At 62.2% G+C, this 24,864-nt stretch carries 21 protein-coding genes; 15 read left to right on the forward strand and 6 right to left on the reverse strand.

The features are described 5' to 3' along the window. Window positions 1-176 precede the first annotated feature (176 nt). The 5 genes from RGV33_RS22545 (at window position 177) to RGV33_RS22565 (ending at window position 6,395) form a co-directional block, all read left to right on the forward strand. Window positions 177-1,412 carry a 3-methyl-2-oxobutanoate dehydrogenase (2-methylpropanoyl-transferring) subunit alpha gene (locus tag RGV33_RS22545; protein WP_322146205.1) on the forward strand — a complete coding sequence of 412 codons (1,236 nt, stop codon included), beginning with the start codon at window positions 177-179 and terminating at the stop codon, window positions 1,410-1,412. A gap of 1 nt (window position 1,413) precedes the next feature. After that, complete coding sequence (locus RGV33_RS22550; RefSeq protein ID WP_010166768.1) at window positions 1,414-2,472, forward strand: alpha-ketoacid dehydrogenase subunit beta; 1,059 nt, start codon at window positions 1,414-1,416, stop codon at window positions 2,470-2,472. Next, a complete protein-coding gene (locus RGV33_RS22555) occupies window positions 2,473-3,750 on the forward strand; it encodes a dihydrolipoamide acetyltransferase family protein (protein ID WP_322146206.1) in 1,278 nt (425 codons plus the stop codon). 3 nt (window positions 3,751-3,753) lie between these two features. Then, complete coding sequence (gene lpdA, locus RGV33_RS22560; RefSeq protein ID WP_322146207.1) at window positions 3,754-5,133, forward strand: dihydrolipoyl dehydrogenase; 1,380 nt, start codon at window positions 3,754-3,756, stop codon at window positions 5,131-5,133. Window positions 5,134-5,375: 242 nt separating this feature from the next. Beyond that, window positions 5,376-6,395: a branched-chain amino acid aminotransferase gene (locus RGV33_RS22565; RefSeq protein WP_322146208.1), complete on the forward strand. Its 1,020-nt coding sequence runs from the start codon at window positions 5,376-5,378 to the stop codon at window positions 6,393-6,395. A 239-nt stretch (window positions 6,396-6,634) separates the two neighbouring features. Here the strand turns inward: RGV33_RS22565 and RGV33_RS22570 are convergent, their stop codons facing one another. Beyond that, window positions 6,635-7,531: a GNAT family acetyltransferase gene (locus RGV33_RS22570; RefSeq protein WP_322146209.1), complete on the reverse strand. Its 897-nt coding sequence runs from the start codon at window positions 7,529-7,531 to the stop codon at window positions 6,635-6,637. A 298-nt stretch (window positions 7,532-7,829) separates the two neighbouring features. Between RGV33_RS22570 and ctlX the strand changes: the two genes are divergently transcribed. From ctlX to RGV33_RS22605, 7 genes are all read left to right on the forward strand, one after another. Continuing rightward, complete coding sequence (ctlX, locus tag RGV33_RS22575) at window positions 7,830-8,756, forward strand: citrulline utilization hydrolase CtlX (RefSeq protein WP_322146210.1); 927 nt, start codon at window positions 7,830-7,832, stop codon at window positions 8,754-8,756. An 11-nt stretch (window positions 8,757-8,767) separates the two neighbouring features. After that, window positions 8,768-9,814 carry an ornithine cyclodeaminase gene (locus tag RGV33_RS22580; protein WP_322146211.1) on the forward strand — a complete coding sequence of 349 codons (1,047 nt, stop codon included), beginning with the start codon at window positions 8,768-8,770 and terminating at the stop codon, window positions 9,812-9,814. 374 nt (window positions 9,815-10,188) lie between these two features. Further along, window positions 10,189-10,968, forward strand: a complete 780-nt coding sequence (locus RGV33_RS22585) for an ABC transporter substrate-binding protein (RefSeq protein ID WP_322146212.1) — start codon at window positions 10,189-10,191, stop codon at window positions 10,966-10,968. A 133-nt stretch (window positions 10,969-11,101) separates the two neighbouring features. Next, entirely contained in the window at window positions 11,102-11,803 is a 702-nt protein-coding gene (locus RGV33_RS22590; protein ID WP_322146213.1) for an ABC transporter permease, read from the forward strand. Continuing rightward, window positions 11,800-12,513, forward strand: coding sequence for an ABC transporter permease (locus tag RGV33_RS22595; RefSeq protein WP_008434490.1), 714 nt, complete (start codon window positions 11,800-11,802; stop codon window positions 12,511-12,513). Before RGV33_RS22590 ends, RGV33_RS22595 begins: the two co-directional genes overlap by 4 nt. Before the next feature lie 3 nt (window positions 12,514-12,516). Then, entirely contained in the window at window positions 12,517-13,362 is an 846-nt protein-coding gene (locus RGV33_RS22600; protein ID WP_322146214.1) for an ABC transporter ATP-binding protein, read from the forward strand. 12 nt (window positions 13,363-13,374) lie between these two features. Further along, window positions 13,375-13,872: an Lrp/AsnC family transcriptional regulator gene (locus RGV33_RS22605; protein ID WP_322146215.1), complete on the forward strand. Its 498-nt coding sequence runs from the start codon at window positions 13,375-13,377 to the stop codon at window positions 13,870-13,872. A gap of 264 nt (window positions 13,873-14,136) precedes the next feature. Here RGV33_RS22605 and RGV33_RS22610 read toward each other — a convergent pair whose 3' ends face one another. The 4 genes from RGV33_RS22610 to RGV33_RS22625 all read right to left on the reverse strand — a co-directional run bounded on the left by RGV33_RS22610 (window position 14,137) and on the right by RGV33_RS22625 (window position 18,203). Beyond that, window positions 14,137-14,970: a TIGR03915 family putative DNA repair protein gene (locus RGV33_RS22610; protein WP_322146216.1), complete on the reverse strand. Its 834-nt coding sequence runs from the start codon at window positions 14,968-14,970 to the stop codon at window positions 14,137-14,139. Beyond that, window positions 14,967-16,187, reverse strand: a complete 1,221-nt coding sequence (locus RGV33_RS22615) for a putative DNA modification/repair radical SAM protein (RefSeq protein WP_322146217.1) — start codon at window positions 16,185-16,187, stop codon at window positions 14,967-14,969. The genes RGV33_RS22610 and RGV33_RS22615 overlap by 4 nt, the downstream gene beginning before the upstream one ends. 68 nt (window positions 16,188-16,255) lie before the next feature. Further along, window positions 16,256-17,593: a lysine N(6)-hydroxylase/L-ornithine N(5)-oxygenase family protein gene (locus RGV33_RS22620; protein ID WP_322146218.1), complete on the reverse strand. Its 1,338-nt coding sequence runs from the start codon at window positions 17,591-17,593 to the stop codon at window positions 16,256-16,258. 127 nt (window positions 17,594-17,720) lie between these two features. Further along, window positions 17,721-18,203, reverse strand: coding sequence for a sigma-70 family RNA polymerase sigma factor (locus tag RGV33_RS22625; protein ID WP_322146219.1), 483 nt, complete (start codon window positions 18,201-18,203; stop codon window positions 17,721-17,723). Window positions 18,204-18,472: 269 nt separating this feature from the next. Here RGV33_RS22625 and RGV33_RS22630 point away from each other — a divergent pair, with 269 nt between their 5' ends. From RGV33_RS22630 to RGV33_RS22640, 3 genes are read left to right on the forward strand one after another with little or no spacing between them, the layout of a single operon-like run. Next, window positions 18,473-19,645, forward strand: a complete 1,173-nt coding sequence (locus RGV33_RS22630) for an efflux RND transporter periplasmic adaptor subunit (protein ID WP_322146220.1) — start codon at window positions 18,473-18,475, stop codon at window positions 19,643-19,645. Next, complete coding sequence (locus RGV33_RS22635; protein WP_322146221.1) at window positions 19,646-21,619, forward strand: MacB family efflux pump subunit; 1,974 nt, start codon at window positions 19,646-19,648, stop codon at window positions 21,617-21,619. It begins immediately after the preceding gene. Between the two features lie 7 nt (window positions 21,620-21,626). Further along, on the forward strand, window positions 21,627-23,021 hold the full coding sequence (locus RGV33_RS22640; protein ID WP_322146222.1) for an efflux transporter outer membrane subunit: 1,395 nt from the start codon (window positions 21,627-21,629) through the stop codon (window positions 23,019-23,021). Window positions 23,022-23,070: 49 nt separating this feature from the next. Here the strand turns inward: RGV33_RS22640 and RGV33_RS22645 are convergent, their stop codons facing one another. After that, a complete protein-coding gene (locus RGV33_RS22645; protein ID WP_322146223.1) occupies window positions 23,071-24,690 on the reverse strand; it encodes a PvdJ/PvdD/PvdP-like protein in 1,620 nt (539 codons plus the stop codon). Between the last annotated feature and the right edge of the window lie 174 nt (window positions 24,691-24,864).

A 24,864-nucleotide genomic window follows, 5' to 3' on the forward strand; every position in this document is an offset into this window, starting at 1 on the left:
ATTATGTTTATGCAGTTTTTTTATCCCCAAATGATCTCCAACGCAACGAAACAGAGATAAATATTCTCCTGAGCCGAGCCTATGATTGTTGTAGGACAAGATTTCTTCTACCCGAAGACGGACTGTCAGCGACCGCGCCCACTACAAGAAATTCACAAGATAGAGCGTAGAAAGCCATGACTCAGCAGTATGAACCACTGCGCCTGCACGTTCCCGAACCCTCGGGCCGCCCAGGCTGCAAGACCGACTTTACCTACCTGCGCCTGACTGACGCAGGTACGGTGCGCAAACCCCCAATCGACGTAGAACCCGCCGACACCGCCGACCTGGCCAAAGGCCTGATTCGCGTGCTCGACGATCAGGGCCAGGCCCTCGGACCATGGGCTGAAGGCGTGCCAGTCGAGATTCTGCGCAAGGGCATGCGCGCCATGCTCAAGACGCGGATCTTCGACAACCGCATGGTGGTCGCCCAGCGTCAGAAAAAAATGTCGTTCTACATGCAAAGCCTCGGCGAAGAAGCCATCGGCAGCGCCCAGGCCCTGGCCTTGAACATCGACGACATGTGCTTCCCCACCTACCGCCAGCAAAGCATCCTGATGGCCCGCGAAGTGCCGCTGGTAGACCTGATCTGCCAACTGCTGTCCAACGAGCGCGACCCGCTCAAGGGCCGCCAGTTGCCGATCATGTACTCGGTAAAAGACTTCGGTTTCTTCACGATTTCCGGCAACCTCGCCACCCAATTCGTCCAGGGCGTGGGCTGGGGCATGGCCTCGGCCATCAAGGGCGATACCAAGATCGCCTCGGCCTGGATCGGCGACGGCGCCACCGCTGAATCCGACTTCCACACCGCCCTCACCTTCGCCCACGTGTATCGCGCGCCGGTAATTCTCAACGTGGTGAACAACCAGTGGGCGATCTCCACCTTCCAGGCCATCGCCGGCGGTGAAGCCACCACCTTTGCCGGACGCGGCGTGGGTTGCGGCATCGCCTCGCTGCGGGTCGACGGCAACGACTTTGTCGCGGTGTACGCCGCCTCTGCCTGGGCCGCCGAACGCGCCCGCCGTAACCTGGGGCCAACGCTGATCGAGTGGGTGACCTACCGCGCCGGCCCGCACTCCACCTCCGATGACCCGTCCAAATACCGTCCCGCCGACGACTGGAGTCACTTCCCGCTGGGCGACCCGATCGCCCGCCTCAAGCAGCACCTGATCAAGATTGGCCAGTGGTCCGAAGAGGAACACGCGGCGGTCAGTGCCGAGCTGGAAGCCGAAGTGATCAAGGCCCAGAAAGAAGCCGAACAGTACGGCACCCTGGCCGGTGGCCAGATTCCAAGCGCCGCGACCATGTTCGAAGACGTTTATAAAGAGATGCCGGAGCACTTGAAGCGCCAGCGTCAAGAGTTGGGGGTCTGACATGAACGATCACAACAACAATATCCAGCTGGAAACCGCCATGACCACCACGACCATGACCATGATCCAGGCCTTGCGCTCGGCCATGGATGTGATGCTTGAGCGCGACGACAACGTGGTGGTGTTCGGCCAGGACGTCGGTTACTTCGGCGGCGTGTTCCGTTGCACCGAGGGTTTGCAGAACAAGTACGGCACCTCGCGGGTGTTTGACGCGCCGATCTCCGAAAGCGGGATCGTCGGCGTGGCGGTGGGCATGGGCGCCTATGGCCTGCGGCCGGTGGCCGAGATTCAGTTTGCCGACTACGTGTACCCCGCCACCGACCAGATCATTTCCGAAGCCGCACGCCTGCGTTATCGCTCGGCCGGCCAGTTCACGGCACCGCTGACCATGCGCATGCCTTGCGGCGGTGGCATCTACGGTGGCCAGACCCACAGCCAGAGTATTGAGGCGGTGTTCACCCAGGTCTGCGGCCTGCGCACGGTGATGCCGTCCAACCCTTACGACGCCAAGGGCCTGCTGATCGCTTCCATCGAAAACGATGACCCGGTGATCTTCCTCGAACCCAAGCGCCTGTATAACGGCCCGTTCGACGGCCACCACGACCGCCCGGTAACCCCGTGGTCGAAACACCCGCAAGCGCAAGTGCCGGACGGTTACTACACCGTGCCACTGGACGTGGCTGCCATCGCCCGCCCAGGCAAGGACGTGACCATCCTTACCTACGGCACCACCGTGTATGTGTCGCAAGTCGCCGCTGAAGAAACCGGCATCGATGCCGAAGTCATCGACCTGCGCAGCCTGTGGCCGCTGGACCTGGAAACCATCGTCAACTCCGTGAAGAAAACCCGCCGCTGCGTGATCGTTCACGAAGCCACCCGTACCTGCGGGTTCGGCGCCGAGCTGGTGGCGCTGGTGCAGGAGCATTGCTTCCACTACCTGGAAGCGCCGATCGAGCGCGTCACCGGCTGGGACACCCCCTACCCGCACGCGCAAGAGTGGGCGTATTTCCCTGGCCCGACCCGAGTGGGCGCGGCTTTGCATCGGGTTATGGAGGTCTGAATGGGCACGCACGTTATCAAGATGCCGGACATTGGCGAAGGCATCGCAGAAGTTGAATTGTCGGTGTGGCACGTCAAGGTCGGCGACCTGGTGGTAGAAGACCAGGTGCTGGCGGATGTGATGACCGACAAGGCCATGGTGGACATTCCTTCGCCGGTGCACGGCAAGGTGATTTCCCTCGGCGGCGAGCCCGGCGAAGTCATGGCGGTTGGCAGCGTCTTGATCAGTATCGAAGTGGAAGGCGCCGGCAATACCAAAGAATCGGCATTGTCTGCAGTGGTTGAAGAGCTTGCACCTGCTCCGGCCACGAAAGTTGAAGCCAAGGCCGCGCCGGTGGTTGAACCCAAACCGGCCGCCAAGCCTGCAGTAGCAGCGACGCAATCGCCCGTGGCCCGCGAGGTCGACGACCGCCCGCTGGCCTCCCCGGCCGTGCGCAAACATGCGCTGGATGCTGGCATCCAGCTACGACTGGTGCAGGGTTCCGGCCCAGCCGGCCGGATTCTGCATGAAGATCTGGACGCTTACTTGCTCCAGGGTCCGGCGCAAAATTCCAGTGCCTCCAACCCTTACGCCGAACGCAACGACGAGCAGCAGATTCCGGTGATCGGCATGCGCCGCAAGATCGCCCAGCGCATGCAGGACGCCACCCGGCGCGCCGCGCATTTCAGCTATGTGGAAGAGATCGACGTCACCGCCCTCGACGAGTTGCGCGTGCACCTCAATGAGAAACACGGCGCCACCCGTGGCAAGTTGACCCTGCTGCCGTTCCTGGTACGGGCCATGGTCGTCGCATTGCGCGACTACCCGCAGATCAACGCGCGTTACGACGACGAAGCCCAGGTCATCACCCGCCTCGGTGCCGTGCACGTGGGCGTCGCCACCCAGAGCGATATCGGCCTGATGGTGCCGGTGGTACGTCACGCCGAAGCCCGCAACCTGTGGGGCACGGCAGAAGAGATCAACCGCTTGGCCAACGCTGCGCGCACTGGCAAGGCCAGTCGCGATGAGCTGTCGGGTTCAAGCATTACCCTGACCAGCCTGGGCGCGCTGGGCGGGATTGTCAGCACACCGGTGCTGAACCTGCCGGAAGTGGCCATCGTCGGGGTCAACCGCATTGTCGAGCGGCCGATGGTGATCAAGGGCCAGATCGTGATCCGCAAGATGATGAACCTCTCCAGCTCCTTCGATCACCGGGTGGTCGATGGCATGGACGCGGCGCAATTCATCCAGGCCATCCGTGGCCTGCTCGAACAACCCGCCAGCCTGTTCCTGGAGTAACCCATGTCTCAAACATTGCACACCACGCTGCTGATCATCGGCGGCGGGCCTGGCGGTTATGTAGCAGCGATTCGCGCTGGCCAGTTGGGTATCCCGACCATTCTCGTGGAAGGCCAGTCGCTGGGCGGCACCTGCCTGAACATCGGCTGCATTCCGTCCAAGGCACTGATCCATGTCGCCGAACAATTCCAGCAAACCGTGCACCACAGCCAGGGTTCACCGCTGGGCATCGAGGTCGATGTGCCGACCCTGGACATCGGCAAAAGCGTTGAATGGAAAGACGCCATCGTTGACCGCCTGACCACCGGCGTCGCCGCGCTGCTTAAAAAGCACAAGGTCCAGGTGATTCAAGGCTGGGCCAAGGTTGTGGACGGCAAGACCGTCGACGTCGGCGACCAACGCATCCAGTGCGAACACCTGCTGCTGGCCACCGGGTCGAAAAGCGTCAACCTGCCGATGCTGCCGATTGGCGGGCCGATCATCTCCTCCACCGAAGCCCTGGCGCCCAAGCGCATTCCTAAACGCCTGATCGTGGTCGGTGGTGGCTACATCGGCCTGGAGCTGGGGATTGCCTATCGCAAGCTCGGCGCCGAGGTCAGCGTGGTCGAGGCGCAGGACCGGATCCTGCCGGCCTACGACGCTGAACTGACCCAACCGGTGGCCGAATCCCTCAAGCAACTGGGAGTGAAGGTATTTTTGAAACACAGCGTCACCGGCTTTGAGCACAACACCCTGCAAGTGCGTGACCCCAGCGGCGAGACGCTGACGCTTGAAACCGACCAGGTGCTGGTTGCCGTTGGTCGAAAACCCAACACCCAGGGCTGGAACCTCGAAACCTTGAACCTGGACATGAACGGCTCGGCGATCAAGATCGACAGCCGTTGCCAGACCAGCATGCGCAACGTGTGGGCGATCGGCGACCTCAGCGGTGAGCCGATGCTCGCCCACCGCGCCATGGCCCAAGGCGAGATGGTCGCCGAACTGATCAGCGGCAAATCCCGCGAATTCAACCCGGCCGCGATCCCGGCCGTGTGCTTCACCGACCCGGAACTGGTGGTGGTCGGCAAGACCCCGGACGAAGCCAAGGCCGCAGGCCTGGACTGCATCGTCTCGAGCTTCCCGTTCGCCGCCAACGGCCGGGCCATGACCCTGGAGTCGAAAACCGGCTTCGTGCGGGTAGTGGCGCGGCGCGACAATCACCTGATCGTCGGTTGGCAAGCGGTCGGTGTGGGCGTCTCGGAATTGTCCACGGCCTTCGGCCTGAGCTTGGAGATGGGCTCGCGCCTGGAAGACGTGGCGGGCACCATCCACGCCCACCCGACCCTCGGCGAAGCGGTACAAGAAGCGGCGCTACGGGCCCTGGGGCATGCATTGCACCTTTGAGACCGCGGTAGCGCCATCGCAGGCAAGCCAGCTCCCACAAGGGATCGGCATTCGACAGGGCAACACGGTCGAATGTGGGAGCCGGGCTTGCCCGCGATGACGGTGGATCGGCCGACCAGGATGCCGAATGGTCCACCTACCCCGCTCCCACACAAGCCAAGAATGAAGTATTGTTGCGCCCATCCAGAAATAAACCATAAGCCTGCCTTCGACCAGGCGGTTGACCAAAGATAGAGGGTGTCATGGGTAACGAAAGCATCAATTGGGACAAGCTGGGTTTTGACTACATCAAGACCGACAAGCGTTTCCTCCAGACCTGGAAAGACGGCGCCTGGCAAGAAGGCACCCTGACCGACGACAACGTGCTGCACATCAGCGAGGGCTCCACCGCCCTGCACTACGGCCAGCAATGCTTCGAAGGCCTCAAGGCCTACCGCTGCAAGGACGGTTCGATCAACCTGTTCCGCCCGGACCAGAACGCAGCGCGCATGCAGCGCAGCTGTGGCCGCCTGCTGATGCCACAAGTGCCGACCGAGACCTTCATCGAAGCCTGCAAGGACGTGGTCCGCGCCAACGAGCGGTTCATCCCGCCGTACGGCACTGGCGGCGCGCTGTACCTGCGCCCGTTCGTGATCGGCACCGGCGACAACATCGGCGTGCGTACTGCGCCGGAGTTCATCTTCTCGATCTTCTGCATCCCGGTAGGCGCCTACTTCAAGGGCGGCCTGACCCCGCACAACTTCCTGATCTCCGGTTACGACCGTGCAGCTCCCAACGGCACCGGTGCGGCCAAGGTCGGTGGCAACTACGCCGCCAGCCTGATGCCTGGTTCTTTGGCGAAAAAAGCCAACTTCGCCGACTGCATCTACCTCGACCCGGCCACCCACTCGAAGATCGAAGAAGTCGGCTCGGCCAACTTCTTCGGGATCACCCACGACAACAAGTTCGTCACCCCGAACTCACCGTCGGTGTTGCCGGGCATCACCCGCCTGTCGCTGATCGAGCTGGCCAAATCGCGGCTGGGCCTGGAAGTGGTTGAAGGCGACGTGCTGATCGACAAGCTGTCGGACTTCAAGGAAGCCGGCGCCTGCGGCACCGCAGCCGTGATCACCCCGATCGGCGGCATCGAGTACAAAGACAAGCTGCACGTGTTCTACAGCGAAAAAGAAGTCGGCCCGGTCACCCAGCAGCTCTACAAAGAGCTGACCGGCGTGCAATCCGGCGACGTCGAAGCGCCTGAAGGCTGGATCGTCAAAGTCTAAGCACACGGCTGCCAGCAACACCACAAAACCAATGTGGCAGCTGGCTTGCTGTAGTGAGCGGACTTGCTGTAGTGAGCTGGCTTACTGTGGTGACCTGGCTTACTGTAGTGAGCGGGCTTGCCCCGCGCTGGGCTGCGAAGCAGCCCCATCAATCTGTAGTGAACCCAACGGGGAACAAACCCCCTCACCACAACAAGCCCGCTCCCACATTTGGTTTCCTGCGTCTGGAAAACCGAGGTTCAGACTTTATCCCCCGGGATATTCCCCAGAACCTTCTTGCCCATGCTGATCCGCGGCTCCGCGCCATAACCCAGCGCCTCATAAAACCCCATCACCGCATCATTGCCGCTGGTGATCTGCAGATTGATCTTCATGCAGCCCAAGGCGGTCAACGCCTGCTCCGCATGCCGCACCAGCGAAGCGCCCAAGCCCTGTCGCCGATAATCGTCATGCACCGCCACCGAATACAGCCAGCCACGATGCCCGTCGTAGCCTGCGAGGATGGTGCCAATCACCGCCTTCTTGTCGGTGGCCACGAAGAACAACCCATCGTTCACCGCCAACTTCTTGTCGATCGCCAGGCCCGGCGTGTTATGCGCTGCGTCATAACCAAACGCCGCCTGCCACAGCGCCACCACCTGCGCCCGATGCGCCCGGTCGCGGTAGACGCCGATGGGATGGCGCGATGACAACGCCTTCTCCATCACCAGCGTGCGCTCATTGCCATGGTAAACGTCGCGCACCGTGTGAAACCCCAGCTTGGTATAGAACGGCTCCGCGGTCAGCGACGACGGCACATGCAGCGATGTCACCCCGGCTTCCCGGGCGCGCAACTCGATTTCAATCATCAACAAACGCCCGATGCCCTGCCCTTGCAGCGCCGGATTGACGAACACCGAGCGCACCACATTGGCATCCAGCGCGGCAGTGGCGACGATCACGTCATCCTGGGTCGCCACCAGCACCGTTCGCCGCGCCAGCAACCCCACGACAGCCTCGGGGGTAAAGTTGCTCGCCACCCGCGCAATCACATCCGCCGGATAATCCCGGGCGTTGCTGTCATGCAGGGCCGCCAGGATGACCTGGCTGATGCCCTCGGCGTCAGTGGTTTGGGCGAGACGAACTTCAGTGGGCATGGGCACTCCTTAATGACGGACTCAATTCCTGCAGCCCCCCATACTAATGTGGGAGCTGGCTTGCCTGCGATAGCGGTCTGTCAGCCAATCAAGTATCAACTGACAGACCGCTATCGCAGGCAAGCCAGCTCCCACAGTTGATCAGCTTTATTCCTTCAACCGCAGCCAGCAGCCGATTCGGCTGCCACACCGCGCTTTTCAGCTTTCCCGGCTGGGCCGCCCCCTCACTTCAGCCGGGATTCTTCCTTCACACCGCACAAAATAGCCTCACTGCCCAACCCCATGGACCCGTGCCCCCATGCAAACCACCAATACCGTCTTGATGATCCGCCCGGCGCACTTCGCCTTCAACCCGGACACCGCGATCAACAACCGCTTCCAGCGCGCGCCCCTCGATCCGTTGGCGGCACAGCACAAAGCGCTGCAAGAGTTCGACGGCTACGTCGACACCCTGCGCCATCACGGCGTGGAAGTACTGGTGGTTCAAGACACCCCCGCTCCCCACACCCCGGATTCGATTTTCCCCAACAACTGGTGGAGCAGCCACGCCGACGGCAGCCTGGTGCTGTACCCGATGGAAGGCCAGAACCGCCGCCTGGAGCGCGACAAAGGTGTGCTCCAAGTGCTGGAGCAGCGTTTCGCGATCAAAGACACCATCGACTTCAGCCACCTCGAACAACAGAACATGTTCCTCGAAGGCACCGGCAGCATGGTCCTCGACCGCCAGCACCGCATCAGCTATGCGTGCCACTCGGGGCGTACGCATCAGGATGCCCTGCGCCAGTTCGCCGAACGCCTGGGCTACCAGGTCTGCGTGTTCCATGCCGTCGACCGCCACCACGCGCCGATCTACCACAGCAACGTGATGATGAGCGTCGGCCGCGACCTCTCCGTGGTGTGCTTGCAAGCGCTGCCCGACGACCACGAGCGCCAGGCCCTGGAAGGCTCCCTGCGCGGCACCGGAAAAGACATCGTCGCCCTGGACTTCGAACAGTTGGAAGCCTTCGCCGGCAACATGCTCGAAGTCCACGACCGCGACGGCCAGCCGCTGCTGGTGATGTCGGCCAGCGCCTGGGGCTCGCTCAAGCCCGCCCAGCGCCAGCATGTGGAACGTCACACCCGCCCGGTGGTGGTGAACATCGACAACATCGAACGCATCGGCGGCGGCAGTGCGCGCTGCATGTTGGCCGAAGTGCATCTGCCCGCCCGCCCCTCATTTCAATAAGGAGTCCTCCCATGACCCGCTATATCGACGTCAACGACTTGAGCTACCTGGTTTCGCAAAAAGGCCTGCAAACCTGCATCACCGAGATGGCCGAGTACATCCGCGCCGATTACCTGCGCTGGCAGGACTTTGAAAAATGCGCGCGCCTGGCCAACCATTCCCCCGAGGGCGTGATCGAGCTGATGCCGGTGTCCGACGCCTCGCTGTACGCCTTCAAATACGTGAACGGCCACCCGAAAAACACCCAGAGCGGCATGCTTACCGTAATGGCCTTCGGCGCCCTGGGCGATGTGGACACCGGCAAACCGGTACTGCTGGCCGAAATGACCCTGACCACCGCGATCCGCACCGCCGCCACCTCGGCCCTGGTGGCGCGCTACCTGGCCCGGGACAACAGCCGCAGCATGGCGCTGATCGGCAACGGCTCCCAAAGCGAGTTCCAGGCCCTGGCCTTCCACGCGATGCTGGGCATCAATGAAATCCGCCTGTTCGACATCGACGCCAAGGCCACCGCCAAACTGGCGGCCAACCTGAAAGCCTTCCCGGCGATCAAAGTGATCCTGGCAGGCAGCGTGGCCGAAGCCGTGAAAGGTGCCGACATCGTCACCACCGTCACCGCCGACAAGGCCTACGCCACCATCCTCACGAACGAGATGATCGAACCGGGCATGCACCTCAATGCCGTGGGCGGCGACTGCCCCGGCAAGACCGAGCTGGACCGACGAATCGTCGAACGTGCCCGCGTGATCGTCGAGTACGAACCGCAAAGCCGCATTGAAGGCGAGATCCAGCATATGCCGGAAGATTCGCCGGTCACCGAGCTGTGGCAAGTGATCAACGGCCAGGCCCCGGGCCGCGAAAATGCGCGCCAGGTCACCCTGTTCGACTCGGTGGGTTTTGCCATCGAAGACTACTCGGCATTGCGTTACGTGCTGGACGTGGCCAAGGCGCTGGACGTGGGCAGCGAACTGGAACTGGTGCCGGACCTCGCCGACCCCAAAGACCTGTTTGCCCGCCTGGCCCAGCCACCGGCCGCACAGCACAAAAAGCGCGCCTGAGACCGCTCTGGCCTGCCGCTTTGCGTGAGGGGCAGACCTAAAAAGCCCGGTCCACAAGCCGATTTAGCGGGTACCCCAGCCGTTTCCGCTGTGGCCCGCGTTTTAACAGCACATTCCGCGCGCCGCAGCGGGGGTAAACGACACAAAAAACGCACCATCTTGAAGCATTCTCTCTGACAACAAACAGCCCAATGTAGTGAGGCAGCCCAATGTGGCGAGGGAGCTTGCTCCCGCTGGAGTGCGTAGCGCTCCCGGGATTTTGGGGCCGCTGCGCAGCCCAGCGGGAGCAAGCTCCCTCGCCACAAAAGCCAGCTCGCCTTAGCTTTCAACTTTTCTACTGCCCTGACATCAATTACAAAATATAGGGAATACACATGACTCCGCTCCGATCACTTTTCGCTGCGCTGCTCCTGCCATTGGCCGCAACCGCTGCCCAGGCTCAGGAATGGAAAGAAATCCGCTTTGGGGTTTTCCCCGAATACCCACCGTTTGAATCCGTCGCCGCCGACGGCAGCCTGCAAGGTTTCGACATCGACCTGGGCAACGCCATCTGCGCCAAGCTGGAAGTCAAATGCGTGTGGGTCCACAACGAATTCGACGGCATGATCCCGGCCCTGCGCGCCCGCAAGTTCGACGCCATCATGTCCTCCATGGCCGTGACCCCGGCCCGCCAGAAAGTCATCGACTTCAGCGACCGGCTATTCCTCAGCCCGACCTCGGTGATCACCCGCAAAAGCGCCGACTTCGGCGACACCCCCGAATCGCTGAAAGGCAAACAGGTGGGCGTGCTGCAAGGCTCGCTGCAAGAAGCCTACGCCCGTGCACACCTGGCCAGGCTCGGCGCGCAGATCAAGGCGTACCAGTCCCAGGAACAGAACTACGCCGACCTGCAAAACGGTCGCCTCGACGCCACCCTCACCGACAAGCTCGAAGCCCAGCTGAACTTCCTGTCCAAGCCTGAAGGCGCCGACTTCAAGACCGGCCCGGCCTTCAAGGACCCTACCCTGCCGCTCGACATCGCCATGGGCTTGCGCAAGAACGACAAGGACCTGGTGGAGCTGATCAACAAAGGCATCGCCGCCGTCCAGGCCGATGGCACCTACACACAGATCCAGAAGAAATATTTCGGCGATCAGGATATCTACAACGAGTGATATCCACCTCGCCCCTGTAGGAGCTGGCTTGCTAGCGATGGCTGCCTGAAGCATTGCGCTGAACTCGACGGCCCCATCGCCGGCAAGCCGGCTCCTACAGGGGACGTCTGAGCCCCACAGAGATCTCCCCTCCATGAATGAACTCCTCAACTTGCAGGGCTTCGGCCCGCTGCTGGCCCAGGGTGCCTGGATGACGGTCAAGCTGGCGTTCCTGGCGCTGCTCCTGAGCCTGTCCCTGGGACTGATCGCGGCGGGTGCCAAACTCTCCAGCGTCAAGCTGCTGCGGGTTCCGGCCACGCTCTACACCACGCTGATTCGCAGCGTGCCGGACCTGGTGCTGATCCTGCTGATTTTCTACAGCCTGCAACTGTGGCTGAACGACCTGAGTGAAATGCTCGGCTGGGCCTACTTCGAAATCGACCCGTTCACCGCCGGTGTCATCACCCTCGGTTTTATCTACGGTGCGTATTTCACCGAAAACTTTCGCGGGGCGATTCTCAGCGTGCCCGCCGGCCAACTCGAAGCCGCCACCGCCTACGGCCTGAGCCGCTGGCAGCGCTTTCGCCTGGTGCTGTTCCCGCAACTGATGCGCTTTGCCCTGCCGGGCCTGGGCAACAACTGGCTGGTGCTGCTCAAGTCCACCGCGCTGGTGTCGATCATCGGCCTGTCAGACCTGGTCAAGGCCGCACAAAACGCCGGCAAGACCACCAATGACCCGCTGTATTTCCTGATCCTCGCGGGCCTGGTGTACCTGGTGATCACCACCCTCTCCAACCGCATCTTCAAACGCCTGGAACGGCGCTACAACGTGGGCATCAAGGGGATGGTGCGATGATCGAACTGATCCAGCAATACGGCCTGGCCTACCTGTTCACCGACGGTAACGGCTTTTCCGGGGTGGCGATGACCCTGTGGCTCTTCATTATCTCGGTGGTGCTGGGCTTCTTTCTGTCGATCCCGCTGGCGATCGCGCGGGTCTCGGAACACTTCTGGATTCGCTGGCCAGTGGAGGTCTACACCTACCTGTTTCGCGGCACGCCGCTGTATATCCAGTTGCTGATTTGCTACACCGGCCTCTACGGCCTGGACGTGGTGCAGGACAACGCCCTGCTCAACCAGTTTTTTCGCAATGCACTGAACTGCACGCTGCTGGCGTTTGTATTGAACACGTGCGCCTACACCGTGGAAATCTTTGCCGGGGCGATTCGCAACATCCCCCACGGCGAGATCGAAGCCGCCAAGGCCTACGGCCTGCATGGCTGGCGCCTGAACCTGTTTGTGGTAGTGCCCGCCGCACTGCGTCGCGCACTGCCGGCCTACAGCAATGAAATGATCCTGATGCTGCACGCCACGTCCCTGGCGTTCACCGCCACCATCGCCGACATCCTCAAAGTGGCCCGCGATGCCAACGCCGAAACGTTCCTCACGTTCCAGGCATTCGGTATCGCGGCCCTGTTGTACATGCTGCTGTCCTTTGCACTGGTGGGCCTGTTTCGACTGGCCGAACGTCGCTGGATGCGTTTTCTTGTTCCTACCCGAGGCTAACCCATGAATCAGTCCGCGCAGGCCCTGGCCGCTTACCCCACCGATGTACGCCCGGCCGCCAAACCGGTGGCCGTGGCCGAAAACGCCAACATCAAACTCCAGGTCGAAGGCCTGCACAAACGCTATGGCGAACATGAGGTGCTCAAGGGCGTCTCGCTCAACGCACGCAACGGCGACGTGATCAGCCTGATCGGCGCCAGCGGCTCCGGCAAAAGCACCATGCTGCGCTGCATCAACTTCCTCGAACAGCCGGACGCCGGGGTCATCACCCTGGACGGCATCAGCATCGAAATGCAGCAAGGCCGCGCCGGCACCCGCGCACCGCACCAGGCGCAATTGCAGAACCTGCGCACCCGCCTGGCCATGGTGTTCCAGCATTTCAACCTGTGGAGCCACATGACGGTGCTGGAAAACATCACCCTGGCCCCGCGCCGGGCGTTGGGCGTGAGCGCCGCAGAAGCCGAAAAACGTGCACGCCTGTACCTCGACAAGGTAGGCCTGCCGGGCCGTGTGGCCGACCAATACCCGGCATTCCTCTCCGGTGGCCAGCAACAGCGCGTGGCCATCGCCCGGGCCCTGGCGATGGAGCCGGAGATTATTCTGTTCGACGAACCCACCTCGGCGCTCGACCCGGAACTTGTAGGAGAAGTGCTTAAAGTCATACAGACGTTGGCTGAGGAAGGTCGTACCATGCTCATGGTCACCCACGAAATGGGCTTTGCCCGGCAGGTGTCCAGCCAAGTGTTGTTTCTGCACCAGGGCCGTGTTGAGGAACAAGGTGGAGCCGAGATCCTCGATCAGCCAAACAGCGAACGCTTGCAGCAATTTCTTTCCAACCGATTGAAGTGAACACCAGACACCATGGATACCAAGGCCACCGGACCAAACGCCTCCCCTGCACTGGACCGCATCGATGAAGCCATCATCGACGTGTTGCGGCACCAGGGCCGCATCACCTACGAACGACTCTCGTCGCTGGTGCACCTGACGCCCAGGCCATGCCTGGAGCGGGTGCGCAAGCTGGAGCGACGCGGGGTCATCCGGGGTTACGGGGCGATCATCGATGTGCAGCTGGTTTCGCCGGGGTTGTCATTGCTGGTGCTGGTGGCCCTGTCCAACCAGAGCGGGCGCTCGGCGCAAAAGGCGTTTGAGGCGTGCGTCAAAGCCTGCCCGCAAGTCTTCGAATGCCAGTTGATCAGCGGGCCTTTCGACTACAGTTTGCGCATGCGCTGCCGGGACATGGAGCACTACCGGGTGCTGACGGAAACCTGGTTGAACAACGATGAATTGCACATCGATAAACTGGTGGCGCACCCGGAGTTGGCTGTGGTGAAAAATACCGCTACGGAACTGGCCTGAACACCACCTGCTAAAACCACACACATTACTGTGGTGAGCGGGCTTTTGTGGTGAGCAGGCTCTTGTAGTGAACAGGCTTTTGTGGTGAACAGGCTTTTGTGGTGAGCGGGCTTGCCCCGCGCTGGGCTGCGAAGCGGCCCTAAAACCTGCGCCCCGGTTCCGTCTGAAAGAACTCGGTGAGTTTATTGGGGCTGCTTCGCAGCCCAGCGCGGGGCAAGCCCGCTCACTACAAAAGCCCGCTCATCACAAAAGCCCGCTCCTGCATTAACCGGGTCCGCTTGAGATTCGCTTGCCCGGCCTGGCCCCAATCAACTTCGCCTGCCCATCGCGCTGCTTACCCGTACGCGCCTCGCTGATCAAACCCGGGATCAACTTGCCCTCCGGCAGATTCTTCCAGAACCGACTCGGCAAATGCCCTTCCATCACCTTGGGGTTCAACCGCGCCGGGTTAAAGATATGGCTGTAGTACGTCAGCCACATCGCACTGTGGGGGTCCTCGACATTCTGCGCTAACGCCTGCCATTGCGCCGGGCATTGCCGCTGGTGAATCAACTGCTCCCCATCGTAATAAACCCCATCCAAAGGCGTGGCGATCATCCAGCGATGGCGCCCCATGCGCCCGACAAAATGCTGGCTGGCCACCTTCAAGATATCGTGGGCCGGCTCATGCCACGCTACATACTCCGGCAACTGCGGCCCCGCCTCTGCCGGCAATGCGATAAACCGCACAAACGCATGCAGGTGATGGGCCTCGCGCTGCACCTGCTTGATCCGCCGCTGCAACTCGCTGCCCAGCTTGTCCCCCGACATCATCGCTGTGCGGTCACCATGGCTTACGCGCCATAACACTTCATACAACAGGCTCCAGCGCTGTTCACCGTGGTAACACGCGGCAGATTCCAGCAGCTCCAGCAGTGCCTTGGGAATCCGCGCCTGGAACGGCCCGCATTCGGCCGGGTACTGCTCGTCCGTGGCAAACAGGTCCGCCACTTCGGCCACGCCCCAACTCACATGGCTTGGGTCAATCTGATGACTGAGCAACCAGCGCGCCTGCTCGCGCCAGGTGCCGAACAGGTTGTCGCATTCCAGGCTGATCATCCCCAAAGCCCCATTTGCTGCGGCTGCGGCCGGTCACGCAGTTGTTCGCGCAGCAGCACGCTGGTGCTTTCCGCCTGCTGCGGGTGGTAGTCACTGGTGATGAAAAATGGCTTGGCCTTGGCCAGCACGCAGCGCATGCGCGCCAGGTCTTCGAAGCGGATCTTGCGCTGGCGGCGCAGGTCCACCAGCCGTTGGGTGGTGCGCAGGCCAATCCCGGGAATGCGCGCAATAAGCGTCGGCTCGGCGCGGTTCAGGTCCAGCGGGAACACCTCGCGGTGCTCCAGCGCCCACGCCAATTTAGGGTCGATATCCAGGGCCAGGTCGCCGGGCCCTTCTAACAATTCGTTGGCGCTGAACCCATAACTGCGCAACAGGAAATCCGCCTGGTACAAACGGTGCTCGCGCATCAAAGGCGGCGCTGCCAGGGGTACGCTTTTAGGGCTGTTGGGTATCGGGCTGAACGCCGAGTAATACACCCGGCGCAATTTGAAATTGCCGTACAACGCCTCGGCGCTATGGAGGATGGTGCTGTCGTCGGTGTCATCGGCGCCGACGATCATCTGCGTGCTCTGCCCGGCCGGCGCGAAACGCGGCGCGCGGGGCTCGTTGAGCACGGTCTGTTCACCGGTATAGATGGTTTGCATGGCCTGCTTGATCGAGACGATCTGCTTCTCGGGCGCCAGGGTTTGCAGGCTCTTGTCCGTCGGCAACTCGATGTTCACGCTGAGGCGATCGGCATACCGCCCCGCCTCGGCAATCAGCGCCGGGTCGGCCTCGGGAATGGTCTTGAGGTGGATATAGCCGCGAAAGTCGTGCTCTTCGCGCAGGAGTTTGGCCACCCGCACCAACTGCTCCATGGTGTAGTCGGCCGAACGGATGATGCCGGAGCTGAGAAACAGCCCGCTGACGCAGTTGCGCCGGTAGAAGTCGAGGGTCAGGGTCACCACCTCCTCCGGGCTGAAGCGTGCACGGGGCACGTCGCTGGAGCGGCGGTTGACGCAGTATTGGCAGTCGTAGAGGCAGAAGTTGGTCAGCAATACCTTGAGCAGGGATACGCAGCGACCGTCGGGCGTGTAGCTGTGGCAGATGCCCATGCCATCGGTGGAACCCAGCCCCGCCTTGCCTTCCGAGCTGCGCTTGGGCGCGCCGCTGCTGGCGCAGGAGGCGTCGTACTTGGCGGCGTCGGCGAGGATGCTGAGTTTTTCGATCAACTGCATGGGGCTTCTACCGATACTGGTTTTTTGTACAGTATCAGCAGCAAGCCCCGAGGTTCAAGTACAGCCTGTCAGCTGGCGGTGGCCAGCAGCAGGTCCTGCACCGAACGGCTTTTGCCACGGCTGCGATCATGCTCGTACAGCGACGCGGCAATCTCGTCGGCACGAATCGGCAAAATCGACAGCAAGGTGTCACTCAAGCCATGGCTGGCCTGGCTGAAGCCCTGCATGTAGATGCCGGCCTTGCAGCGCTCGTCGGTGACGATGCGGTAGTCGCGGCTGACCTCGAAGTCGCCCATGTAGTCTGCCAACGGGGCCAGCAACTGGCGGTGCATCTGGCGCTCATACCCGGTGGCCAGCACGACTGCATCGTAGTGGTTGAGGCTGGTTTCGCCGGTGGCGTTGTTGCGCAGCGCCAACTCGACACCCAACGGCCCGGCCGTGGCTTTTTCCACGGTGGTCAGGGTGCGGAACGCGTGACGGGCAATACCGGAGACTTTCTGCCGGTAGAAGATCCCGTAGATGCGCTCGATCAGGTCCAGGTCCACCACCGAGTAGTTGGTGTTGTGGTACTCGTTGACCAGGCGCTCGCGCTCACTGCCGTTCTGCTGGAACACCAGGTCGGTAAATTCCGGCGAGAACACTTCGTTGACGAACGGGCTGTCATCGGCAGGCTTGAGGGCCGAGCCGCGCAGGATCATGTCGACCTGCACCGACGGGAAGCTGTCGTTGAGGTCGATAAAGGCTTCGGCCGCGCTCTGGCCACCCCCGATGATCGCGATGCGCATCGGCTTGCCGTCGACACACGGTTGCTGGGCCATGCGCTCCAGGTACTGGGAGTGATGGAACACCCGCCCATCATCCTTGAGCCCCTTGAACGAGGCCGGAATACGCGGCGTACCACCGGCACTGACCACCACCGAACGGGTGGTGCGAACGTGCTGCTCACCCTGGGCATCCCGGGAGATCACCCGCAGCGCCTCGACCTGCTGCTGATGCAGGATCGGCTCGATGGCCAGCACTTCCTCGCCGTAACGGCTCTGGGCCTGGAACTGCGCGCAAACCCAACGCAGGTAGTCGTTGTACTCCATGCGGCACGGATAAAAGGTGCCCAGGTTGATGAAGTCCACCAGGCGCCCGTGGGCTTTCAGATAATTGACGAACGAATACGGGCTGGTGGGATTGCGCAGGGTCACCAGGTCCTTGAGGAAGGAGATCTGCAATTCACTCTGGGTCACCAGGGTGTTGCCGTGCCAGCGGTAGTCGGCCTGCTTGTCGAGGAACAGCACGTCCAGTTTGCCCTGGGCTTTCTCGCGTTCCTGCAGGGCGATGGCCAGCGCCAGGTTCGAAGGGCCGAAACCGATACCGATCAGGTCGTGAACGGCGGGCGATGCAATTGCCTGTGTCATTCCAGTGTCCTCTGGATAAGCCCCGTGGCAGTGGGGCGGGAAAGCCTCAGAGACCTGAAGGCACAGCAACAGGTCGTGTGTTGATAGGAGACGAGGACAATGAAATAAAATTTAGCTATCGCTGGACTCAGTGCACATCCCACTCACGAATGCGCGCCCGGCAATGCTTCATGGCATTGACGATGTGTTTTTCCACCAGCGCGCGGGAAATACTCAGGCGCTCGGCGATTTGCGGGTGGGACAGACCGTCAAGCTTGCGCAGCAGGAAACTGTCACGGCAGAGCGCCGGCAGTTCGGCCAGTGCGCGCTCAAGCATCTCCAGGCGCTGCCCGTGGTCCAGGCTGTGGTGGGGCGAGGAAAGCGAAAAGCGCTCCTCGCTGTCGAGTACTTCCAGGGGTTCATCCTGGCGCAGGGCGTTGCGCCGATGACCGTCGATCACCAGGTTGAGCGCCGTGCGATAGAGAAACGCCCGAGGCTGGTCGATCGGGACCTCACTGGCGCGCCCCAGCACCCGCACATAAGCGTCATGCACCACATCTTCGGCCACCTGACGGTTGCCCAGCTTGGCGTTGAGGAAACACACCAGCTCGCGATAGTAGTTTTCCAACATGACTCCCGACCGCCTGAAGGCGGCATTAGGTCCTTTGATTACGAAGATAACGGCCGATTCGGTGATGCAGCTCGATGATGGCAGTTTGAGGTGCGTGTAATTTATAGTAATTCTCATCTAGTTTTAAACAAGACTTGCAACGCCGGCCAATTATTTTGCCTGACACACCTGTAACGGCATATGTAACGGCCTAAATCCCCGGACAATGTCCTCGTCTACCAGTCAGCTTCCCGCTCCTGCGGGCCGATCTTTCCTGGCTGGAACTCTGCATGAAACGTCCTCGACCTGCCCGACGCGCCCTGCTTGTGGTCGCGTGCCTGATCCCCGTCATCGCTTTAGCTGCCTGGCAGGTCTTGCCGCCGGGCCGGGACAAGCTGGCGACCGTCACTGTGACGCGTGGCGATATCGAAAGCAGCGTCACGGCCCTGGGTACCCTGCAACCCCGGCGCTACGTCGACGTGGGCGCCCAGGCGTCCGGACAGATCCAGAAGATTCACGTAGAGGCCGGTGCCCAGGTCAAGGAAGGCCAACTGTTGGTAGAGATCGACCCCTCGACGCAAAAAGCCAGGCTCGACGCGAGCCGCTTTGCCATCGAGAACCTGCAGGCCCAGTTGCAGGAGCAGCGCGCGCAGCACGAACTGGCTCGCCAGAAGTACCAGCGCCAGCAGCGCCTGGAGGCCGATAACGCCACCCGTGAAGAAGACGTGCAAACCGCCAAAGCCGAACTGAGCGCCACCCAGGCGCGGGTCGACATGTTCCTGGCGCAGATCCGCCAGGCCAAGGCCAGCCTGCGCAGTGACGAGGCAGAGTTGGGCTACACGCGCATTTATGCGCCGATGAGCGGCACCGTGGTCGCAGTGGACGCCCGGGAAGGCCAGACCCTTAACGCCCAGCAGCAAACGCCGCTGATCCTGCGGATCGCCAAGCTTTCGCCGATGACCGTATGGGCCGAAGTGTCGGAAGCGGATATCGGCCATGTCAAACCCGGCATGACCGCCTACTTCACCACCTTGAGCGGCGGTGGGCGGCGCTGGACCAGCACCGTACGGCAGATTTTGCCGATCCCGCCCAAGCCGCTCAACGAAACCAGCCAGGGCGGTGGCAGCCCTAGCAGCGCCAGCAAAAACGGTACCGGGCGAGTGGTGCTATACACGGTGCTGCTGGACGTCGACAACACCGATAACGCCTTGATGGCGGAAATGACCACCCAGGTATTCTTCGTCGCGGGCCAGGCCAGGGACACCCTGACCGCGCCGGTCGCCGCCCTGCAAGGACGCCTCGGCGCCGACCGACAGATTGCCCGCGTGGTGGCGAAAAACGGCAGCATTGAACAGCGCGAAATTCGCCTGGGCCTCAGCGACCGCCTGCGAGTCCAGGTGCTGGAAGGCCTGGACGAAGGCGATCACCTGCTGATCGGCCCGGCCGATGGCAGCGGGGGTTGAATGTCGACCCCACTGATCGAACTCAAGGGTATCCGCAAATCCTACGGCGGCGGCGACACGCCACAGGTTGATGTGCTGCGCGGCATCGACCTGGCGATCCATGCCGGAGAATTCGTGGCGATTGTCGGCGCCTCGGGCTCCGGCAAATCCACGCTGATGAACATCCTCGGCTGCCTCGACCGCCCCACCGAGGGCGACTACCTGTTCGCCGGGGAAAACGTCGCCCGACTGGGCAGCGATGAACTCGCCTGGCTGCGCCGCGAGGCGTTCGGTTTCGTGTTCCAGGGCTATCACCTGATCCCTTCCGGCTCGGCCCAGGAAAACGTCGAGATGCCGGCGATCTATGCCGGCATCAGCGCCGCCGAACGCCATGCCCGCGCCAAGGCCCTGCTGACGCGCCTGGGCCTGGCCGAGCGTACCGCCAACCGCCCGCACCAGCTTTCCGGCGGCCAGCAGCAGCGGGTCTCGATTGCCCGGGCGTTGATGAACGGCGGGCATATCATCCTCGCCGACGAACCTACCGGCGCCCTCGACAGCCACAGTGGCGCCGAGGTCATGACCCTGCTGGACGAACTGGCCAGCCAGGGCCATGTGGTGATCCTGATCACACACGACCGCGAAGTGGCGGCGCGGGCCAACCGCATCATCGAGATACGCGACGGGCTGATTATCAGTGACAGCGCCCGTGACAAGCCCGATGCCGGGCCCGGCGCCAATCCCGGCGCCCTGCAAGCGGTGGATCTGCGCAAGCGCCTGAGCGAAGGCGCCGAGGCCACCGGTGCCTGGAAAGGTGAACTGCTCGATGCCCTGCACGCCGCCTGGCGGGTGATGTGGATCAACCGTTTTCGTACCGCGCTGACGCTGCTCGGGATCATCATCGGTGTTGCGTCAGTGGTGGTGATGCTCGCGGTCGGCGAAGGCAGTAAACGTCAGGTCATGGCACAAATGGGCGCGTTCGGCTCCAATATCATTTACCTCAGCGGTTCGGCGCCCAACCCGCGCACGCCGGCGGGGATCGTCACCCTCGACGACGTCCACGCACTCGCCAGCCTGCCACAAGTACAGCGGATCATGCCGGTCAACGGCGCCGAGGCCGGCGTGCGTTTCGGCAATGCCGACCATTTGAGTTACGTCGGCGGTAACGACACCAACTTCCCGGCGATCTTCAATTGGCCAGTGGTCGAGGGCAGCTACTTCACCGAAGACGACGAGCGCAATGCAGCAGCGGTTGCGGTGATCGGCCACAAGGTACGCACCAAACTGCTCAAGGATGTCGCCCACCCCATCGGCCAGTACATCCTGATCGAGAATGTGCCATTTCAGGTGGTCGGTGTCCTCGCGGAAAAAGGCGCCAGCTCCGGAGATTCGGACAGCGACAACCGTATCGCCATACCGTACTCGGCCGCCAGCCTCCGACTGTTCGGCACACGCAATCCGGAGTACGTGGCCATCGCGGCAGCAGATGCGCGCAAGGTCAAGGATGCGGAGCACGCCATCGAGCAATTGATGCTGCGCCTGCACAACGATAAGCATGACTTTCAATTGACCAACAACGCCGCGATGATCCAGGCCGAGGCACGCACCCAGAACACCCTGTCGCTGATGCTCGGCTCGATTGCCGCGATCTCGCTGTTGGTAGGCGGCATCGGCGTGATGAACATCATGCTCATGACCGTGCGCGAGCGCACTCGCGAGATCGGCATTCGCATGGCCACTGGCGCTCGCCAGCGCGACATCCTGCGACAATTCCTGACCGAGGCCGTGATGTTGTCGGTGGTCGGCGGTATTGCCGGGATCGCCCTGGCGTTGATCGTCGGCGGCGTGCTGATTCTCAGCGAAGTCGCCGTGGCATTTTCCTTGATGGCGGTTCTCGGCGCCTTCAGCTGCGCGCTGGTGACCGGCGTTGTCTTCGGCTTCATGCCCGCCCGCAAAGCCGCCCGGCTCGACCCGGTCACGGCCCTTACCAGTGAATGACAGATCTATGAAACCGCGCCTCAGCCTGTTGACCGCGTGCCTGTTGCTCTGCGCCTGCGGCACGCCCGCCCAGCGCCCGGACAGCGGCGTGCAACCCCCGCCCACCTGGCAATCGCCGCACCAGGACGATCTCGCCCGCGACGATTTGCAATGGTGGACACGATTCTCCAGCCCGCAGCTCGATGAGCTGATCAAACAGGCACAAACCGGCAGCCATGACCTGGCCGCCGCGATCGCCCGGGTGCGCCAGGCCCAGGCCGACACGGTAATTGCCGGCGGGACATTGCTGCCCGAGATCAAATCCGGTCTCAATGCCAATCGCCAGAAACTGCTGCGCGGCAATGGCTACAGCCAGTTGGACGCCGACAGCAGCAACAAGGCGGTGGACTATTTCGACGCCAACCTCAGCGCGAGCTACGAGATCGACTTCTGGGGCGGCAATCGTGCGTCCCGCGATAGCGCGCAATTTTCCCTCCAGGCCAGTGAATTCGACCAGGCCACAGTGGAGCTGACCCTGCTCAGTGGTGTCGCCAACAGTTACGTGCAGGTTCTGTCCCTGCGCGAGCAGAGCCGGATCGCCGGGCTGAACCTGGCCAACGCCGAAAACGTTATGCGATTGGTACAGACCCGCTTCAATGCCGGCTCTGCTACAGCCCTGGAACTGGCCCAACAGAAGAGCCTGGTGGCGGCGCAGCAACGCCAACTGCCGCTGGTCCAGCAACAGGCCCAGGACACCACGATCAGCCTCGCGGCGCTGCTCGGCCGGCCGGTACAGGACCTGCCCCGCAGCCTGGAAACCTTCGATCAACTGCAGTGGCCGCAGATTGCTGCCGGCCTGCCCAGCGATCTATTGACCCGCCGACCGGACATCGCCCGCGCCGAAGCGCAACTGGCCGCCGCCCAGGCCGATGTCACCGTCGCCCGTGCGGCCATGCTGCCCAAACTTACCCTGACCGCCAGCCTCGGCTCGGGCGCCAATCAGTTCGATGAACTGATCCGAAACCCCTTCTACAACCTCACCGCCGGGCTGGCCGCGCCGATCTTCAACAACGGTCGACTGGCTGCCGAACGCGACAAGGCCACAGCTCGCCAGGAAGAACTGCTGGAGACCTATCGCGGCGCGATCATCAATGGTTTCGCCGACGTCGAAAAAGCCCTGAACAGCATTCGCCGCCTCGATGAGCAACGCCAGTGGCAAACCGAAGAGCTCAATCAGGCACAGAGCGCGTTCAATATCGCCCAGAGCCGCTATCAGGCTGGCGCCGAGGATCTGCTGACGGTCCTGGAAACCCAGCGCACGCTGTATGCGGCGCAGAATCTGAATGTGCAACTGCGCCTGTCACGTTTGCAGGCGAGCATCGCGTTGTACAAGGCACTCGGTGGCGGGTGGCAGACGCTGTAAGCCGCTGGCTCCTGCAAAAAAGCATCGCGGGCTTGCCCGCGATTGAACCTTAGGCCGGCTCGGTCCTGGCCTTCATGTGGCGCGCGTACCACGGTCGTTGCGGCACGCGCCGGAACAACCCGGCGAGTTTTTTCTCGTCGTCGATAAAGGTGACGCGCAGCGCCAGCTTCATGGTTTCCGGGTCCATTTCCACCGACTTGCCAACCTGTAGACCCGGCGTGGTGCTGCAACCGTGAGTGGTTGGCCCCAGCCACGGATCATCGACCTCGACCCAACGCCCCGGGGCAAACCACGAAACGCCGTTGACCGTCATCCGGCTGACTTCACCCGGATGAAAGCGCTCATGCGCGCGGAACCAGTCTTCGATCCGGTCATCAATCCAGCCATGGAAATGCCAGAACACCGGATTCACATGGGATGAAAACGGGTCACCGAGAAAGTCGTTTTCCGGCGCATACCAACGCGCCGCGAAATCCGCGGGGTCGCGAGCGAATGGTACCGGCTGGCCGTTGGATGGGTCACGTGGCACTGACGCCCAGCGCATGTGCAGCCAGTCGTGCAGACCCAGTTCCACCTCGGAGCCAAACTGCCCGAGGCTAAGCTTGGCCAGATAGGCCGGATCGCGGTAGCGCGACTCCCATACCTGGAAATTGCTCTGATAAGTCTCGGCGGTTTTGATGTCGCTGACCCATTGACTGAACGCGTCATCACCCGCGGCCAGCCAGGTCGGCGGCAGTGAAGTGCCGTCGTGGTTGTCGAAATAACGGGCAAAGCCGACACGGTCGCGAATCAGCTCCGGCTGTGGCAGCGGGAAATATTCCCAGGACGGCAGATCCTGCATCGAGCGTGCGGTGCCGAGCATGTGCCGATGCATGAAGAAGAAGTCGATTCCCGAACCGTTGCGATCCTTGCGCGGCCCACGGGCATCACGCTCCTTGTCGCGCGGCCCGGGCTGCCAGCCGATGCCACGCAGGGCATCACGCTTGTCTTCGGCCAACTTGTGCCATTTGTCCCGCGTGGCATGCCACACCTGGTGAAACAGACGGTGCTCGGGCGAAATCAGCCAGGCCAGCAGTGTCGGATTCAGTGGCGTACGCTCACGCGCCTCGGGAAACAGATGCTTGACCGCAATAAAACGGTTGTCCTGGACCGGCAAGGCCAGCGGACGATCAAGGCGTGAGGCGCGACCACTGAGGGTACCGCTGCCGGCATTGCCGAAGTCGGCCCAGACCTCATCCAGGATCATGTCCAGTTCATAGTCGATATGGCCATTGGCCCCAATCAGGCGCCAACTGAGTTTCGCCCCATCGCCGCCGGCCAGATCGCCCAAAATTCGGTAACGTGGCGTTTCGCCGGAACGCAGACGCTCGGGCGTATCGAGAAAACCGCACACCCCACGGCCTTTCTGACCAATGTCGAGCAACACCTGCAACCCATTCAGCGGCAAGCCCTCAAGGCCTGCATCACGGCCTTCGAAACGAATGTCCCAAACACCGCGCAAGGCATTCGCCAGGCGCTGTCCGGCCACGTCCGCGACGTCAAACGAGGCCTCGCCGGGAGTGATCTTCGGATCCGGCTTCGTCCATTCACGATGCCCAAAATAAGCCGCAGGCACGGCGGCGCCCGTCAGCGCCAGGCCTGCCATGAACCATCGTCGAGAAATCTTCATTGCCCTACCTGTGTCAGCCATGAAGCAGGCTTTATCCAAGCTAGAACGTTTGCTGGTTACACAAATTTATGCGGCATGGAAAAGATCGCCGCCTAAATTCCTCAGCCGATGACTCGTTCATCCCAGATAGCAAAGGCCCCGCGCCTGAACCTCGATGGCGAACCTGACCGAGAT

Source organism: Pseudomonas sp. Bout1, from assembly GCF_034314165.1.
Taxonomy (GTDB): domain Bacteria; phylum Pseudomonadota; class Gammaproteobacteria; order Pseudomonadales; family Pseudomonadaceae; genus Aquipseudomonas.

Coding starts and splice junctions, on each gene's coding strand:
- RGV33_RS22545 (WP_322146205.1), top strand. CDS start 177: ATGACTCAGCAGTATGAACCACTGCGCCTGCACGTTCCCGAACCCTCG.
- RGV33_RS22550 (WP_010166768.1), top strand. CDS start 1,414: ATGAACGATCACAACAACAATATCCAGCTGGAAACCGCCATGACCACC.
- RGV33_RS22555 (WP_322146206.1), top strand. CDS start 2,473: ATGGGCACGCACGTTATCAAGATGCCGGACATTGGCGAAGGCATCGCA.
- lpdA (WP_322146207.1), top strand. CDS start 3,754: ATGTCTCAAACATTGCACACCACGCTGCTGATCATCGGCGGCGGGCCT.
- RGV33_RS22565 (WP_322146208.1), top strand. CDS start 5,376: ATGGGTAACGAAAGCATCAATTGGGACAAGCTGGGTTTTGACTACATC.
- RGV33_RS22570 (WP_322146209.1), bottom strand. CDS start 7,531: ATGCCCACTGAAGTTCGTCTCGCCCAAACCACTGACGCCGAGGGCATC.
- ctlX (WP_322146210.1), top strand. CDS start 7,830: ATGCAAACCACCAATACCGTCTTGATGATCCGCCCGGCGCACTTCGCC.
- RGV33_RS22580 (WP_322146211.1), top strand. CDS start 8,768: ATGACCCGCTATATCGACGTCAACGACTTGAGCTACCTGGTTTCGCAA.
- RGV33_RS22585 (WP_322146212.1), top strand. CDS start 10,189: ATGACTCCGCTCCGATCACTTTTCGCTGCGCTGCTCCTGCCATTGGCC.
- RGV33_RS22590 (WP_322146213.1), top strand. CDS start 11,102: ATGAATGAACTCCTCAACTTGCAGGGCTTCGGCCCGCTGCTGGCCCAG.
- RGV33_RS22595 (WP_008434490.1), top strand. CDS start 11,800: ATGATCGAACTGATCCAGCAATACGGCCTGGCCTACCTGTTCACCGAC.
- RGV33_RS22600 (WP_322146214.1), top strand. CDS start 12,517: ATGAATCAGTCCGCGCAGGCCCTGGCCGCTTACCCCACCGATGTACGC.
- RGV33_RS22605 (WP_322146215.1), top strand. CDS start 13,375: ATGGATACCAAGGCCACCGGACCAAACGCCTCCCCTGCACTGGACCGC.
- RGV33_RS22610 (WP_322146216.1), bottom strand. CDS start 14,970: ATGATCAGCCTGGAATGCGACAACCTGTTCGGCACCTGGCGCGAGCAG.
- RGV33_RS22615 (WP_322146217.1), bottom strand. CDS start 16,187: ATGCAGTTGATCGAAAAACTCAGCATCCTCGCCGACGCCGCCAAGTAC.
- RGV33_RS22620 (WP_322146218.1), bottom strand. CDS start 17,593: ATGACACAGGCAATTGCATCGCCCGCCGTTCACGACCTGATCGGTATC.
- RGV33_RS22625 (WP_322146219.1), bottom strand. CDS start 18,203: ATGTTGGAAAACTACTATCGCGAGCTGGTGTGTTTCCTCAACGCCAAG.
- RGV33_RS22630 (WP_322146220.1), top strand. CDS start 18,473: ATGAAACGTCCTCGACCTGCCCGACGCGCCCTGCTTGTGGTCGCGTGC.
- RGV33_RS22635 (WP_322146221.1), top strand. CDS start 19,646: ATGTCGACCCCACTGATCGAACTCAAGGGTATCCGCAAATCCTACGGC.
- RGV33_RS22640 (WP_322146222.1), top strand. CDS start 21,627: ATGAAACCGCGCCTCAGCCTGTTGACCGCGTGCCTGTTGCTCTGCGCC.
- RGV33_RS22645 (WP_322146223.1), bottom strand. CDS start 24,690: ATGAAGATTTCTCGACGATGGTTCATGGCAGGCCTGGCGCTGACGGGC.